Source organism: Massilia sp. AB1, from assembly GCF_018119385.1.
In the GTDB taxonomy this organism is placed as follows: Bacteria; Pseudomonadota; Gammaproteobacteria; order Burkholderiales; family Burkholderiaceae_D; genus Telluria.
This window is the reverse complement of record NZ_JAGKSG010000011.1, coordinates 61,083-77,038: the sequence shown is the minus strand read 5'-3', so window position 1 is coordinate 77,038 and position 15,956 is coordinate 61,083. Positions and strand designations below refer to the sequence as shown.

12 protein-coding genes are annotated in these 15,956 nt (G+C 68.1%); 10 read left to right on the top strand and 2 right to left on the bottom strand.

Translation table 11 applies throughout. The features are described from left to right. Nucleotides 1-90 precede the first annotated feature (90 nt). From recC to recD, 3 genes are read left to right on the top strand one after another with little or no spacing between them, the layout of a single operon-like run. The gene (gene recC / locus J8847_RS09010; protein WP_211524356.1) at nt 91-3,474 is read left to right on the top strand and encodes an exodeoxyribonuclease V subunit gamma; all 3,384 of its coding nucleotides are present in this window, start codon (nt 91-93) and stop codon (nt 3,472-3,474) included. Further along, entirely contained in the window at nt 3,471-7,115 is a 3,645-nt protein-coding gene (gene recB, locus J8847_RS09005) for an exodeoxyribonuclease V subunit beta (RefSeq protein ID WP_211524355.1), read from the top strand. The genes recC and recB overlap by 4 nt, the downstream gene beginning before the upstream one ends. Further along, entirely contained in the window at nt 7,102-9,033 is a 1,932-nt protein-coding gene (gene recD / locus J8847_RS09000) for an exodeoxyribonuclease V subunit alpha (protein WP_211524354.1), read from the top strand. The genes recB and recD overlap by 14 nt, the downstream gene beginning before the upstream one ends. A 46-nt stretch (nt 9,034-9,079) precedes the next feature. On the opposite strand, the gene J8847_RS08995 is transcribed toward recD, so the two are convergent. Then, a complete protein-coding gene (locus J8847_RS08995) occupies nt 9,080-10,024 on the bottom strand; it encodes a serine hydrolase (RefSeq protein WP_211524353.1) in 945 nt (314 codons plus the stop codon). A gap of 299 nt (nt 10,025-10,323) precedes the next feature. Continuing rightward, nucleotides 10,324-11,334: a sulfate ABC transporter substrate-binding protein gene (locus tag J8847_RS08990; RefSeq protein WP_211524352.1), complete on the bottom strand. Its 1,011-nt coding sequence runs from the start codon at nt 11,332-11,334 to the stop codon at nt 10,324-10,326. Nucleotides 11,335-11,549: 215 nt separating this feature from the next. On the opposite strand from J8847_RS08990, the gene J8847_RS08985 reads away from it, so the two are divergent. The 7 genes from J8847_RS08985 (at nt 11,550) to J8847_RS08955 (ending at nt 15,781) form a co-directional block, all read left to right on the top strand. Beyond that, nucleotides 11,550-12,083, top strand: a complete 534-nt coding sequence (locus J8847_RS08985) for a GNAT family N-acetyltransferase (protein ID WP_211524351.1) — start codon at nt 11,550-11,552, stop codon at nt 12,081-12,083. A gap of 111 nt (nt 12,084-12,194) precedes the next feature. Beyond that, nucleotides 12,195-12,821: a DUF882 domain-containing protein gene (locus J8847_RS08980; RefSeq protein WP_211524350.1), complete on the top strand. Its 627-nt coding sequence runs from the start codon at nt 12,195-12,197 to the stop codon at nt 12,819-12,821. Nucleotides 12,822-12,924: 103 nt separating this feature from the next. Beyond that, a complete protein-coding gene (locus J8847_RS08975; protein ID WP_211524349.1) occupies nt 12,925-13,218 on the top strand; it encodes a DUF378 domain-containing protein in 294 nt (97 codons plus the stop codon). Nucleotides 13,219-13,221: 3 nt separating this feature from the next. Then, nucleotides 13,222-13,683, top strand: a complete 462-nt coding sequence (locus tag J8847_RS08970) for a metallophosphoesterase family protein (RefSeq protein WP_211524348.1) — start codon at nt 13,222-13,224, stop codon at nt 13,681-13,683. 98 nt (nt 13,684-13,781) lie between these two features. Next, nucleotides 13,782-14,183 (top strand): hypothetical protein, encoded by a 402-nt coding sequence (locus J8847_RS08965; RefSeq protein ID WP_211524347.1) that lies wholly within the window; start codon nt 13,782-13,784, stop codon nt 14,181-14,183. Between the two features lie 76 nt (nt 14,184-14,259). Further along, a complete protein-coding gene (locus J8847_RS08960) occupies nt 14,260-15,069 on the top strand; it encodes a transporter substrate-binding domain-containing protein (RefSeq protein ID WP_211524346.1) in 810 nt (269 codons plus the stop codon). A 49-nt stretch (nt 15,070-15,118) separates the two neighbouring features. Beyond that, complete coding sequence (locus J8847_RS08955) at nt 15,119-15,781, top strand: amino acid ABC transporter permease (RefSeq protein WP_211524396.1); 663 nt, start codon at nt 15,119-15,121, stop codon at nt 15,779-15,781. Nucleotides 15,782-15,956 lie beyond the last annotated feature (175 nt).

Below are 15,956 nucleotides of genomic sequence, written 5' to 3'. Positions count from 1 at the left end.
GGGGGCAAGGGCGCCCGGCAAGGGCGTCCGCACTACCGCCGAGCGCCCAAAACGGGTAGACTTTGCCCCTCGGCTGTTCGAATTGAAACCATGTCATCCCCGATCTCTCCCGGCTTGTTAATCTTGCACGGCAACCATCTCGAGTTGCTGCGCAGCGCCGTGTTCGACTGGATGCGCAGCCACCCGCTCGGCCCCCTGGAAGAAGAAATCATCCTGGTGCAATCGAACGGCGTGGCCGAATGGCTCAAGATCGCGCTGGCCGAGGAACTGGGCGTGTGCGCCGCCACCCGCGTGGCGCTGCCGGCGCGCTTCATGTGGGAAGCCTACCGCGGCATGCTGGGGCGCGAGCGCGTGCCCACCCGTTCGCCTTTCGACAAGGATCCGCTCACCTGGCGCCTGATGCGCCTGCTGCCCGGGCTATTGCAGGAGCCGGGCTACGAGCCGCTGGCGCGCTTCCTGGCCGACGGCGACGCCGAGCGCCGCCTGCAGCTGGCGGAGCGCCTGGCCGACCTCTACGACCAGTACCAGGTCTACCGCGCCGACTGGCTGATCGACTGGGCCGCCGGCCGCGACCAGCTGCGCCGCGCCGTGGGCGATCCGGTGCCGCTGGCGCCGGACCAGAAATGGCAGGCCTGCCTGTGGCGCGCCGTTCACGCCAGTGTGCCGCCGGAACAACGTTTTTCCGGCCGCGCCACCATCCACCAGCAATTCCTGGCCGCCAACCTGGAGAACCGCCAGCCGGTGTCGCGCCTGCCGCGCCGCGTGATCCTGTTCGGCATGTCGACCCTGCCTTACCAGACCCTGCAGGGCTTCGCCGCGCTCTCGCTGCACACCCAGGTGCTGGTGGCGGTGCCGAACCCCTGCCGCTTCTACTGGGGCGACATCATCGAAGGGCGCGAGCTGCTGCGCGCGGCGCGCCGCCGCCAGCCGCTGCGCGAGGGCGCCGACCTGTCCAGCGTGCCGATCGAGGAACTGCACGCGCACAGCCATCCGCTGCTGGCGAGCTGGGGCCGCCAGGGGCGCGACTTCGTGCGCATGCTGGACGAATTCGACAGCGGCGAAGGTGCTCGGCAGGGCAACCTGCGCGTCGACCTGTTCGCCGAGGACGAAGGCGAGACCCTGCTGGCCCAGGCCCAGGCCGCCGTGCGCGACCTGCTGCCCCTGAGCGAGCACCCGCACGTCCCGCCCGCGCGCGAAGACCGCTCGATCGAATTCCACATCACCCACAGCGTGCAGCGCGAAGTCGAGGTACTGCACGACCAGCTGCTGTCCTGGTTCGCCCGGGACCCGAGCCTGCGCCCGCGCGACATCGTGGTCATGGTGCCGGACATCGACGCCTTCTCTGCCGCGATCCACGCCGTGTTCGACCAGCACCGCCGCAGCGACCCGCGCCACATCCCCTTCGAGATCGGCGACGTGCGCGACCGCAGCGTGAATCCCTTGCTGGCCGCCCTCGAATGGCTGCTGCGCCTGCCGCAGCAGCGCTGCCGCCAGAGCGAAGTGCGCGACCTGCTCGACGTGCCGGCGGTGGCGCGCCGCTTCGGCCTGCACGACGAGGACCTGGCCATCCTCGGCCGCTGGATCGAAGGCGCGGGCGTGCGCTGGGGCCTGGACCGCGAGCACCGCGACGGCCTGGGCCTGGGCTCGGCGGGCGAACAGAACGCCTGGATCTTCGGCGTGCGCCGCATGCTGCTCGGCTACGCCAGCGGCGTGGGCCGCAGCTTCGGCGAGATCGAACCCTACGGCGAAGTGGGCGGCCTGGACGCGTCCCTGGCCGGTTCGCTGGCGCAGCTGGTCGAAGCCCTGCTCGCATGGCGCGCCGTGCTGGCCGCGCCGCGCCGTCCCCTCGAGTGGGGCGAGGCCGCGCGCGGCCTGCTGGCCGCCTTCTTCTCGCCCCAGGACGAGGCCGACCGCCTGACCCTGGCCCAGCTGAACGAAGGCCTGCAATGCTGGCTCGAGACGGTGGACGCGGCCGGCTTCGACGAACCGGTCTCGCTGGCCGTGCTGCGCGAAGCCTGGCTGTCCCAGCTCGACCAGCCGACCCTGAACCACCAGTTCGTCTCGGGCGGCGTGACCTTCTGCACCCTGATGCCGATGCGCGCCGTGCCTTTCCGCGTCGTCTGCCTGCTCGGCATGAACGACGGCGACTTCCCGCGCCGCGCCCAGCAGACCGACTTCGACCTGCTGGCATTGCCCGGGCTTGCCCGTCCGGGCGACCGCTCGCGCCGCGACGACGACCGCTACCTGATGCTGGAAGCGATGCTGGCGGCGCGCGACAAGTTCTACGTCAGCTGGGTCGGCCGCAACGTGCGCGACAACAGCGAGCAGCCGGCCTCGGTGCTGGTGGCCCAGCTGCGCGACTATCTCGTCAACGGCTGGGACCTCGACCTGTCCGAGCGCACGGTCGAACACGCGCTGCAGCCCTTCAGCCGGCGCTATTTCGAGCGTGGCGGCCTGCTGACCTATGCGGGCGAATGGCGCTCGGCCCACGGCGCGGAAGAAGGGAAAGAGGGCGACGATCTGCCGCCGTATGAACTGGAGCCGGGCTTCGTGCTGCGCCTGGGCGAACTGGGCAGCTTCCTGCGCCAGCCGGCGCGCTACTTCTTCCGGCGCCGCCTGGGCGTGAGCTTCGCCGACGCCGCGGTCGTTGGCGAGGACGAGGAACCCTTCGCCCTCGACGCGCTGGAGCGCTTCTTCATCGAAGACCACCTGCTGGACGACAGCGGCCCCGCCGAGGGCCTGCACGAGGTGCGCGCCACCTTGAAGAACCGCGCCGAGCGCCTGGCGCGCGAAGGCGTGCTGCCGATCGGCCTGCTGGGCCGCCAGTGGCAGGAACAGCTGGTCGACGGCCTGGTGCCGGTGCGCAGCAGCTGGCTGCGCCTGGGCGCGCGCTTCCCGCAGCCGGCGCCCAAGCTGGCCGTCAGCCTGGTGTTCGACGACGGCCTGGCGCTGGAAGACTGGATCGACCGCCTGAGGAGCGACGGCGAGCGCAGCGCCTGGCTGGTGCAGATCTCGTCCAAGGTGCTGGACAAGCAGGGACAGCCGCGCGGCGACAAGCTGATCGGGCCCTGGCTGCGCCAGCTGGCCAGCGCCGCCTGCGGCCATCCGGTGGCGGGCTACCTGGTGGCGCGCGACGCGGTGCTGGAAATGGCGCTGCTGGAGCAGGATGCCGCGCGCAAGGCCTTGCGCGAGCTGGCGCTGCTCTGGCGCAGCAACCTGGACCAGCCGCTGGCCGTGGCCTGCAAGACCGCGCTGGCCTACCTGGCCGAGGGCGACGCCCGCACGACCTACGACGGCGCCTTCGAGATCTCGGGCGAGGTCACGGAGCCTTGCCTGGCGCGCCTGTGGCCGGACTTCGAAGCCTTGACCGCGGCCGGCGACTGGCCGCAGGTGGCGGTCCAGCTCTACGGCCCGCTGGCGCGCTGGCTGGACGAGCAGGTGAGCGTGACGCCGATCGGGGGAGACGAGCCATGAGCATCGAGCTCGCTCCGCTGTCCTTCCCGCTGCACGGCTCGCGCCTGATCGAGGCCTCGGCCGGCACCGGCAAGACCTGGACCATCGCCGCGCTCTACCTGCGCCTGGTGCTGGGGCATGGCGGCGAGGACGCCTTCGTGCGGCCACTGTTGCCGTCCGAGATCCTGGTGATGACCTTCACCCGCGCCGCCACGCGCGAGCTGTCCAACCGGGTGCGCGAGCGCCTGGTGCAGGCAGCCGCCTTCTTCCGCGGCGAACTGGACCTGATCGATCCCTATTTGCGCGACCTGGCCGAGGCCTACCCGGAGGGCAATGCCCGCAGCGTGGCCGCGCACCGCCTGATGCTGGCCGCCGAGACCATGGACGAAGCGGCGATCTTCACCATCGACGCCTGGTGCCAGCGCATGCTGCGCGAGCACGCCTTCGACAGCGGCAGCCTGTTCGACGAAGAACTGGTCACCGACGAGCGCGCGCTGTTCGAGGACGCGGCCCACGACTACTGGCGCCAGCACGTCTATCCGCTCGGCGCCGAGGCGCTCGACACGGTGCTGGGCTGCTGGAGCAGCGTCGAGGCGCTCAAGGAGAGCGTGCGCGAGCTGGTCTACCGCACCGCGCTGCTGGGCGAGCTGCCTGAGGAGCCGCTGGGCGCCCTGGTCGGCCGCCTGGCCGCGGCCCAGCGCGCCCAGCTGGCCGCCCTGAAGGAGGGCTGGCACGAACGCGCGGGCGAGATGGAGCGCTGGATCGCCGGCCACCGCGAGCGCAATCCCAAGTGCTTCAACGGCAACAAGATGCGCGCCGATTCGCTGGTCAAATGGTTCGAGGCGCTGCGCAGCTGGGCCCTCGATCCGGCCCTGCACCTGCCGGCGCTGCCCGACACGGCCTGGAAGCGCCTGAGCGAAGACGGTATCGTCGACGCCTTCAGCAAGGACTTCCATGCCGAGGTGCCGGAATGCTTCGGCTGCACCGCCCAGCTGCAGGAAGACCTGAAAGCGATCGACCCGATCGCGCATGCGCTGCTGCGCCACGCCGCCGGCCACATCGCCCAGCGCATGCGCGAACTGAAGCGCCGCAACCGCCAGTTCGGCTTCGCCGACATGCTCGAGCGCCTGAAGGACGCGCTCGAAGGCGAGAACGGCGAAGCGCTGCGCGCCCGCATCGTGGCCCAGTTCCCGGTGGCGATGGTCGACGAATTCCAGGACACCTCGCCCGACCAGTACCGCATCTTCGACCTGCTGTACCGCGTCGCGGACGACGCCCCGCAGCAGGGCCTGTTCCTGATCGGCGACCCCAAGCAGTCGATCTACGGCTTCCGCGGCGCCGACATCCACAGCTATCTGTCGGCGCGGCGCGCCACCGAGGGCCGCCACTACAAGCTGGGCACCAACTACCGTTCGACCGCGCCCCTGGTGTCGGCCGTGAACCGCGTGTTCGCCGTGGCCGAAGGCGTGGACGGCGATGGCGGCTATCCGCAGGGCGCCTTCCGTTTCCGCCGCGGCGAGGACAATCCGCTGCCTTTCGAGCCGGTGGCGGCCAAGGGCCACCGCGAGCGCCTGGTCGGCATCGACGGCGCCCAGCCGGCCATGACGGTGGCCTGCTGCCACCGCGAAGACCTGAAGGGCGAGGAATACCGCGAGTTCTTCGCCCACCACTGCGCCGAAGACATCGTGCGCCTGCTGAACGACGAGCGGGTCGGTTTCTCCGACGGCGAACGCTTCCGGCGCCTGATGCCGGCCGATATCGCGATCCTGGTGCGCGACCGGCGCGAAGCCGCGGCCGTGCGGCGCGCCCTGGTGCGCCGCATGGTGGCCAGCGTTTACCTCTCGGACAAGGATTCGGTGATCGAAAGCGAAGAGGCGGCCGACATGCTGCGCTGGCTGTATGCGGTGGCCAATCCGCTCGACGGCGCCTTGGCGCGCGCTGCCTTCGCCACCCGTACGGCAGGCCTGCCGCTGGGCGAGCTGGCGAAATTGTCGAGCAACGAGGAAGCCTGGGAAGAGCGGGTGGAACAGCTCAAGGCCCTGCACGGCAGCTGGCAGCGCCAGGGCGTGCTGGCCATGCTGCGCCGCTTCGTGCATGAACTCGGCCTGCCGGCGCGGCTGCTGCGCGAGCCGGGCGGCGAGCGCCGCCTGACCAACCTGCTGCACCTGGCCGAACTGCTGCAGGAAGCCAGCACCCAGCTGGAAGGCGAGCAGGCCCTGATCCGCTGGTTCGCCGAGCAGATCGAAGGCCTGGGCGAGGGCGGTGACGAACGCGTGCTGCGCCTGGAGAGCGACGCCGAGCTGGTCAAGGTCGTCACCGTGCACAAGTCCAAGGGCCTGGAATACCCGCTGGTCTACCTGCCGTTCGCGGTCACCGCGCGCCCGGTGGAAAAGGGCAGCCGCGCCTTCTTCGAATTCATCGACCAGAACGGCGAGCGCCGCCTGGACCTGAGCCTGAGCGCCGAAGCCCAGGCGGCGGTCGACCGCGCGCGGCTGGAAGAAGACCTGCGCCTGTTCTACGTGGCGCTCACGCGTGCGCGCCACGCCGTGTGGCTGGGCACGGCCGTGGTCCTGCACCGGGGCAAGAACCGGCTGCACGAATCCGCTTTCGGCTACCTGCTGGCCGGCGGCGAGCCGATTCCCCCGGCCGGCCTGCGCGAACGCCTGCGGCAGCTGTGCGGGGGCATTGAGTGCATCCGCCTGCTCGACCTCGAGGAAGACCAGGCCTCGACCGCCTTCGCGCGCGAGGACGAGCGCCCCGACCTGCTGGAGGCGCCGCGCTACGCGGCCAGCTTCGAGCGCGACTGGGCGATCGGCTCCTTCACCTCGCTGACGCGCCATGCGGTGGCGCCGCCCGCGCCAATGAGGGCGCAGGAACAGACCCTGCTGGAAGAAGAGCCCTCGGTGGCGACCCCGCCGCGCATCGAGGACGCGCCCTGGCACCGTTTCCCGCGCGGCTCGGTGCCGGGCAACTTCATGCACGAGCAGCTCGAATGGCTGGCCGGCGAAGGCTTCGGCTGCCTGGAAGATCCGGCCTGCGAGCTGCGCCTGGTGCAGCGCATCGAACGCGCCGGCTGGGCCAAGCGCATGGACGACGCCCTGGCCTGGCTGAAGGCCATCGTCAGTACCGAGCTGCCGCCGTTGGGCGCGGCCCTGGGCGACTTGCAGGATCCGCTGCCGGAAATGGAATTCTGGTTCCCCAGCGAGCGCCTGGATCTGCCGCGCCTGGACCGCCTGTGCCGCGAGCGCATCTTCGGCGGCGCCGTGCGCCCGATCCTGCCGGAGCGCGCCCTGCACGGCATGCTCAAGGGCTTCGCCGACCTCGTGTTCGAGCACGAGGGCCGCTTCTGGGTGCTGGACTACAAATCGAACGCGCTGGGACCGGGCGACGCCGCCTATACCCAGGCCGCGATGGAAGCGGGCATGATGGAGCACCGCTACGATATCCAGGGCACGATCTACATGCTGGCGCTGCACCGCCTGCTGCGTGCGCGCCTGGGCCGGTCCTACCGTCCGCGCGAACAGCTGGGCGGCGCCGTGTTCCTGTTCCTGCGCGGGATCGCCAACCCGGCCACGCGCGGCTGCTGCACCCTGGCGCCCGACCTGGAACTGCTCGATGAACTGGAACGATTGCTGAACAAGGAAGGCCATGGCGAAGACTGAGGGAAGCATCACGGCCCTGTGGGCCGAGATCGAGCGCCTGACCGAGGAGGGGGAACTGCGCCGCTTGTCGGGTGCCTTCGCGCGCTTCGCCGCTTCGCTCGGCAATGCTTCGCCGCCGCTCGTGCTGGCCACCACCGTGCTGTCCGAGCTGGAAGGCCATGGCCACAGCTGCCTGCAGCTGTCCGACCTGGCCGACGGCCAGGCCGCCGCCGCGCTGCTGGGCTGGAGCGAGGAGCAATGGAAGGCGCTGGCGGCCACCGCGGCGCCACTGCCGCGCGGCACGAAGGCCTGGGCGGCCCAGCTGGGCGCCTGCGAACAGGTCTGGCACGTGGACGAATTCGACTACGACCAGCCGCTGGTGCTGGACGGCGAACGCCTCTACCTGCGCCGCTACTGGCGCGACGAGCTGCTGGTGGCGCAATCGGTGCGCGAGCGCGCCAAGGCGCTGCGGCCGGTCGACAGCGAAGCCGTGCGCGCATGGCTGGACACCCTGTTCGCCTCGCAGCGCGCGGCCGAAAAGCCCGACTGGCAAAAGCTCGCCTGCGCCATCGCCCTGCGCGGCGCGGTGGGCATCATCACCGGCGGCCCCGGCACCGGCAAGACCTATACGGTGGCGCGCCTGCTGGCGCTGCTGTTCGCCACCGCGCCGGAAGCGGGCAGCCAGCGCATCGCCCTGGCCGCGCCGACCGGCAAGGCGGCCGCCCGCCTCAAGCAGTCGATCGACAAGGCCCTGAACGAACTGGCCGAGCGTGTCGGCGCCAAGCTGCCGCTGCGCGAACTCACCGCGCGCATGGGGGCCGCGCGCACCCTGCACAGCCTGCTGGGCGCGCGTCCGGACAGCCGCGCCTTCGCCCACCACCGCGGCAATCCGCTCGACGTGGACGTGCTCATCGTCGACGAAGCCTCGATGGTGCACCTGGAGATGATGGCCTGCCTGCTGGACGCGCTGCCGCCGACCGCGACCCTGATCCTGCTGGGCGACAAGGACCAGCTGGCCTCGGTGGAAGCGGGCGCGGTGCTGGGCGACCTGTGTCACAACGCCCAGGCCGGGGCCTATTCCGCCGCTACGCTGGCCTATGTGCGCGAGGCCAGCGGCGAAGAGCTGCCGGACGCCTTCCTGGGCAGCGGCGGTGCGCTGGCCCAGCAGACCGTGATGCTGCGCCACAGCCGCCGCTTCGGCGGTCCGATCGGCCAGCTGGCGCTGGCCGTGAACGCGGGCGACGGTCCGCGCGCCGAGGAGGTCTTGCGGGCGGGCGAGGGCGGCGTGCGCTGGATCGACCACGCCCAGCCGCAGAACCTGCTGCAGCTGGCGCAGTCGGGCTATGGCCCCTACCTGGAACTGCTGCTGGCCGGGCCGCAAGGCGGGCACGAGGAATGGGTGCGCCAGGTGCTGCTGCGCTTCGAGTCCTTCCGCATCCTGTGCGCGGTGCGCGACGGCGAGTGGGGCGTTGCCGGACTGAACGACGCCATCGCCCAGCGCCTGGAAAGCGCGCGCCTGCTGCGCCGGGGAGGGGAATGGTATGTCGGCCGCCCGGTCATGGTGACCCGCAACGATTACGGGACCAAGGTCTTCAACGGCGACATCGGCCTGACCCTGGCCGACCCGGAGCGCCCCGGTTCGCTGCGAGTCTACTTCCTGGAGGGCGACACAGTGCGCAGCGTGCTGGCCACCCGCCTGCGCAACGTCGAGACGGCTTTCGCGATGACGGTGCATAAATCGCAGGGCTCGGAATTCCGCCACACGGTGCTGGCCCTGCCGCGCGAACGCAGCGCGATCCTGACGCGCGAGCTGGTCTACACCGGCATCACGCGCGCCAGCGAAGTGTTCACCCTGGTGACCCCGGCGGGCGAGGTGCTGCTGGATGCGATCGGGCGGCGTACGCACCGCACCAGCGGCCTGCGCGACATGATCGGCTAAATGGAAAAGGGGCCTGACGGCCCCTTTCGTATCCTGCGTCCGCTGTTTAGTTGCGGCGCTTGCGGGTGACTTTCACCTTGGCTTTGCTGCGCTTCTTGACCACCTTGAGCTTGCCGGTGCTGGCGCTCGCCTTGATGCGGGCGCGGCTCGAGCTTGCCTTGAAGCGCGGGGCGCGGCTGGAAGCCCGGGCCACCTTGGTCGCCGGCTCGCCGGTGATGAAGCGGCGGATGTTGAGCGCATCCAGAATGCGGGTCGACGAGGCGCCGGCGTTGAGCAGCACCATGGTCGCGTTCTTGCCCGCGGCCTTGATGTTCATGATCAGGCAGCGGCCCGCTTCCGAGGTGTAGCCGGTCTTCGACAGGCCGATGTCCCAGCCCTTGGCGCCCACCAGGCGGTTGGTGTTGCGGTACTCGACCTGGCGGCCGTTGATGCTGATGAGATCCTTCGACACGGTGGTCATCTCGGTGATCTCGGGGTACTTGGTCGATGCGGTCGCCATCTTGATCAGGTCGCCGGCGGTCGAGCGGTTGTGCGGCGACAGGCCGGTCGGCTCTTCGATCACGGTCTGGCTCATGCCCAGGGAAGCGGTCTTGCGGCGCACGGCGGCCTTGAAGCCGGCGGTGCCGCCCGGGAAGGTGCGGGCCAGCGCGGCGGCGGCGCGGTTGTCCGAGGACATCAGGGCCAGATGCAGCACGTCGCGGCGCGAGATCAGCGCACCGACCGGCACGCGCGAGCTGCTGTGCTTGAAGGTGTCGACGTCGCTGCGGTCGATCTCGATCAGCTCGTCCATGTCCAGCCTGGCGTCGAGCACGACCATCGCGGTCATCAGTTTGGTCAGGGAGGCGATCGGCACCACTGCGTCGGCGTTTTTCTCGAGCAGGATCTTGCCGGTATCGTCTTCCACCACGAGCACCGATTGCGAACCGAAGGGCACGGCGAAAGCCGCAGCCGAGATCGACATCAATACGGTGGCGAACAATTTTTTGATCATTGTTGGGTCTGGAATCCGGGTTGAAGTTGACAGTCTGGGAGGCGCCGAGGCTGGCGCACAATCAACATCTATCTGTAGGGCAACTACAGGAAGGACGATAGCACCACTCCGCCGCGCATGTCTATGGCGTACAAGCAAAATCGCCCTTGGAAAGGGCATTTATCGCAGAAAATATGGCGTACATGCGTCATTCCTTGTCGAGCGCACTACAAAGCTGCTCAGCAGTATACCTCGACTCCAGAAACGACAAGCCCTGCACACGGCAGGGCTTGTGACACAATCGTAAGGACGCCAGGCGCTTACTTCGACTGGTAGATCTTGTCGAATTCGCCGCCGTCGTCGAAGTGGCGGTCCTGCGCCTTCTGCCAGCCGCCGAACAGCTCGTCCACCGTGAACAGGGTGATCGGCTTGTAGTTGGCCGCGTACTTCTTCATCACCGCTTCGTTACGCACGCGCAGGAAGTGCTTGGCGCCGATTTCCTGGCCTTGCGGCGAGTACAGGAAGTTCAGGTAGGCGGTCGCGGGCTTGCGCAGGTTGCGGCGGTCGACCACCTTGTCGACCACGGCCACCGGCGACTCGGCCAGGATCGAGACCGACGGGTAGACCACTTCGAAGTTGTCGCCAAACTCGGCGCGCACCATGCTCACTTCGTTCTCGAAGGTCACCAGCACGTCGCCGATCTGGCGCTGGGTGAAGGTGGTGGTGGCGGCGCGGCCGCCGGCGTCCAGGATCGGCACGTTCTTGAAGATGCGGCCCACCAGGTCGCGCGCCTGCTGGTCGTTGCCGCCTTTCTTCAGCACCGAGCCCCAGGCGGCCAGGTAGGTGTAGCGGCCATTGCCCGCGGTCTTCGGATTCGGGATGATGACCTGCACGCCAGGGCGGGCCAGGTCTTCCCAGTTGCGGATCTGCTTCGGGTTGCCCTTGCGGACCAGGTAGACCATGGTCGAGTAATACGGGGCGGCATTGTTCGGGAACTTCTTGGCCCAATCCTTCGTCACCAGGCCGCGCTCGGCCAGCATGTCGATGTCGTTGGCCTGGTTCATGGTCACCACCGAGGCTTCCAGGCCGTCGGCGACGGCGCGTGCCTGCTTGCTCGAACCGCCATGCGACTGCTTGACGCTGACCGTTTCCCCGGTCTGCTTCTTGTAGGTTGCGATGAAGGCCGGGTTGATGTCCTTGTAGAGTTCGCGCGCCACGTCGTAGGAAACGTTGAGCAGCTCGGTGTCGGCCGCGCTGGCTTGCAGGGGCAGGGCGGCGCCCAGGGCCAGGGTCAGGATCCAGCGGCGCAGGGAATTCGGGGAAGTCGTCATGTTCTTCTCGCTTAGGAAATTAATAGTGCACAAGGACCATGTTCCGCAATTTCGCACCGGAACGGAACGACAGATTTGTCATAACCATATACGGCTTACGCACGCGCGTTCCCCATTGTGCAGTGCGAAAGCAGAGCCTCCCCCTTTTGTGTATAGTCGAGGCCTTGCGACGCGCCGGCGGCGCCCGTTCGTTATGTTTCCAACGTTGATGATTGATGTCCACCCGTATTGACATTCGCAAGGCCGCCCCCGGGGACGCGCCTGCCGCCTGCTCCCTGCTGCGCCGCTCGATCGAAGAGGGGCGCCGGGACGACCACCGCGACGACCCGGAGGTACTCGGCCCCTGGCTCGGCAACAAGACTCCGGCCACCGTCGCCACCTGGTTCTCCACGCCCAGCAATTTCGCCCTGGTCGCCGAAAGCGAAGGCCAGCTGGTCGGCCTGGCCTTGCTGACCCAGGCCGGCAAGGTGGCCCTGTGCTACGTGCTGCCCGAAGCCTTGCGCTGCGGCGTTGGCCGCGCGCTGCTGGCCGCCGTCGAGGAGCAGGCCCGCACCTGGAATATCAACAAGCTCTTCCTGCACAGCCCGGCTGGCGCCAGCGCTTTTTTCGAGCGCCACGGCTACCTCAATGCCGGCAAGGAAACGTCCTGCTTCGGCCTCGAATGCGACCTGCTCTGGAAACGGCTCGACCAGGATTGCCAGCTTGAAGAGGGCGCCGCGCGCAAGCGTTTCTGCAACTGCAGCGGATAAGCAACATATCCCGCCTCTAGATTCCCATCTACAACGCTTCTCGGCGTGTTTCCAGCTTTTACGTGCTCCTGCCTTCAGCTATAGTACGCGTCTCGCATTGATGAGTTCGTTATGGCTTCACGTAGAGATTTCCTGAAACAGGGCGCCGGCCTGTGCGCCCTTGGCGCCCTTGGCGCTCAGATTGCCGCCGCCGCATCGTCCACCACCGAGATGTCGCCGCCGCCGGATTTGTTCGATGCGCAATTGCTCGACCTGGATTTCTGGGTCAAGCCGCGCACCCTGTCGGTCGTGCGTCCCGCCAGCGGCGAGCGCGCCAAGGTGCTGTACTGGAAGGACGGCGAGGTCATCGACTCGGCCTACCAGGAACTCTGCCACCTGCTGCGCGACGTCAACGGCCGCGAAACGGCGCCGATCGATCCCAAGCTGCTCGAAATGCTCTGGGGCACCCAGGCCTTCATCGCCCGCTACGGCCTGACCCAGCCGCTCGAGATCCTGTCGGGCTACCGCACCGAAGCGTCGAACAAGCGCCTGATCGAAGAGGGCGTCCCGGCCGCGCGCAAGTCGCTGCACATGCTGGGCAAGGCGGCCGACATCCGCGTCGCCGCCCTCAACGAGGAAGTGCTGGGCGGCCTGATCCGCAGTTTCCGCCAGGGCGGGGTCGGCTACTACTACCGCTCCGGCCCGAAGGGCGGCTGGATCCACGCCGATACCGGCCTGCAGCGCACCTGGAAAGGCTGATCCGGACGCGTGCGAGGGGCGCAAAGAACTTGCGCTAGTATTTGTTGTCATGGTCAGGGGGCCAGACCCTGGCTAATCATTTCCTTAAATTAAGGAGGCTGTGATGGCAACAATGAACGCACCAACGATGGACCGCAGGACCACCGGCGAGCGCCGGGTGTCCATGCGTCCACATACCCGCTCCGCGATGTCCGGGCTGGATTACCTGGCGATGGCGCTCCTGATCATCGGTGGCCTGAACTGGGGCATGGTCGGCCTGTTCGATGTCGACATGGTCGCGACCTTGTTCGGACCGGGCAGCCCGGCGACCCGGGTGGTCTATGTGCTGGTGGGCGTGGCGGCGCTGTATTCGGTCTACACCACGGCCAAGATGGCCGGCAGCAAGCGCGGCTTGTAAGGCATGCGGGTCGGACTGATCTCCGACACGCACGGGCTGCTGCGCCCGCAGGCGCTGGACTTCCTGCGGGGCAGCGCCCATATCCTCCACGCGGGCGACATCGTCGCGCCCGACATCCTCGACCGGCTTGCCGGGATCGCGCCCCTGACGGCGGTGCGCGGCAATAACGACCGCGGCGCCTGGGCCGAGGGCTTGCCGCATACCGTGCGCCTGGACCTGGGCGGCGTCGGCATCTACATGATTCACGATCTCAAGGAGCTGGAGGGCGATCCTGCGGCGGATGGCGTGCGCGTCGTGGTGGCGGGGCATTCGCACAAGCCGGCTTGTGTGGAGAAGCATGGCGTGCTGTATGTGAATCCGGGGAGTGCGGGGCCGAGGAGGTTTTCCTTGCCGATTTCGGTGGGGGAGTTGTTGATTGAAGGCGGCAGCGTGCAGGTCAATCTGGTGACGCTGGACCTTAGTTGATGGGGTCTCGGGTTTGCGTGCAGGCCGCAGCCGTTACTCCTACCTCGAAGCCCATATAATCCCGTAAGATAGCGTTCGACCTCATTCAAACGCAGCACATGACCACCCAACCCGATTCGCCCCGCTTCAAACCCCGCCCCTGGACTCCCCTCGAGACGCCGCAGGACGTCGAACTCTGGATCGACGAGCACAACCGCTTCCTGCAGGAGACCGTCAAGCCCCAGGAAACCGGCGTCGGCATCTGCTTCACGCTCGGCGAAGGCGGCAACATCTACATGCAGACCACCGCCGACGCGGTCATCCTCGACGTCGAGCCCGACGCCTCCTGGATCGCGCCCCTGATCTCGGCCGCCACCGGCGCCGAGCCGCCGCGCGGGCAGATCTGGGTCCTGCCCGACGACAGGCTGGTCCAGCTGATCCTGGGACTGTCGATGCTGGTCGAGAGCACCACGCTCGTCACCGGCCACCATTTCGGCTCGCAGGGCCGGCGCGCCTGGTGACCAAACCCGCCCCTCGCTAGGCACCCAAGCCGGTTTTCGGTTATAAAGTCAGCTCGATATTGTTCGGAGTAAAGTGATGGGCAAGCAAGTGACGAAGCGGGGTCGGCGCGCGGCGCTCGCCCTCGGTCTGGCAAGCGGCGTGCTCCTGGCGCTGCCGGCGGTGGCGGCCGACCTGATGACGGAAGCGAAGGCGCGCGGCACCCTGCGCATCGCGATGGAAGGCACCTACCCGCCGTTCAACTACAAGGACCCCAAGACCGGCCAGCTGGCCGGCTACGATGTCGACGTCGCCCGCCTCGTGGCGGGCAAGCTGGGCCTGAAGCCCGAATTCGTCACCACCGAATGGGCCGCCATCCTGGCGGGCCTGGCGGCCGGCAAGTACGACGTCATCGTCAGCCAGGTCGGCATCACGGCCAAGCGCCAGCAGGCCTTCGATTTCTCCGTTCCCTACACCTACTCGAGCCCCCAGCTGATCGTGCGCAAGAACGAGCGCGCGGCCTACGCCAGTCTCAACGACCTCAAGGGCCGCAAGGTCGGCGTGGGGCAGGGCAGCGTGTTCGAGCAGCAGATCAAGGCGGTGCCGGGCGTCGAGGTGAAGAGCTATCCGGCGGCCCCGGAAAACCTGCAGGACCTGGCCTTCGGCCGCATCGACGCGGCCCTCAACGACAGCCTGATGGTGTCCTACCTGCTCAAGCATTCGCAACTGCCGATCAAGGCCGGTCCGCGCGTGGGCGCGGTCGAGCGCATGGGCGTGGCCATGCGCAAGGGCAATCCCCAGTTCAAGGCGGCGGTCGACAAGATCATCAACGACGCCCGCGCCGACGGCAGCCTGAAGCAGCTCTCGCTCAAGTGGTTCGGCGCCGACGCCAGCCAGGAACCCAAGTGAACGGCCCCCTGTGACCCCTGCCGACGCCGCCCCCTGGAGCGCGCCGCTGCTGGAACTCGCCGGCCTGCTGCGCGACGCGGCGCCGGTCATGCTCGCGGGCGCCGGGTATACGCTGCTGTTCGCTGTCGCCTCGATGGTGGGCGGGCTGGCGCTCGGTTTTCCCGTGGCCCTGATGCGCATCGCGCCCTGGCGCGTGCTGCGCCTGCCGGCCTCGCTCTACGTGAGCGTGATGCGCGGCACGCCGCTGCTGGTGCAGATCTTCGTCATCTACTACGGCCTGCCGAGCATCGGCATCGAATTCACGCCGGTGGCGGCCGGGGTGCTGGCGCTCTCACTGAATGCCGGCGCCTATCTGTCGGAAAGCCTGCGCGGTGCCGTGCAGAGCGTCAGCGAAGGCCAGTGGCGCGCCAGTTTCAGCCTCGGACTCGGCTGGTGGCAGGCGCTCGGTTACGTCATCCTGCCGCAGGCGCTGCGCGTGGCGGTGCCGTCCATGAGCAACACACTGATCAGCCTGATCAAGGACACCTCGCTGGTATCGGTGATCGCCCTGACCGAGCTGATGCTGGCGACCAAGGAAGTCATCGCCGCGACCTTCCAGCCCTTGCCCCTGTACCTGGCCGCCGCCGCGATCTACTGGTGCCTGAGCCTGTTCTTCGAATTCCTCCAGCGCCGCGCGGAGCTGCGTCTCAACCGTTCCTACCAGCCTCGTTGAGCAGCTGTCTAGTGTTGTAGAATTGCATTTGGCATATGTGCAACACATCTCGACAGCATCATCGACCAGTGTTAGTCTTTTTGGAAATACTGACTGTCGGCAACGATTGGCGGAGGAATTATGGAGTATGGCCAGCTAAGGCCGCCCCTTGCATCTTCCACCCCGGAAGCGGCAA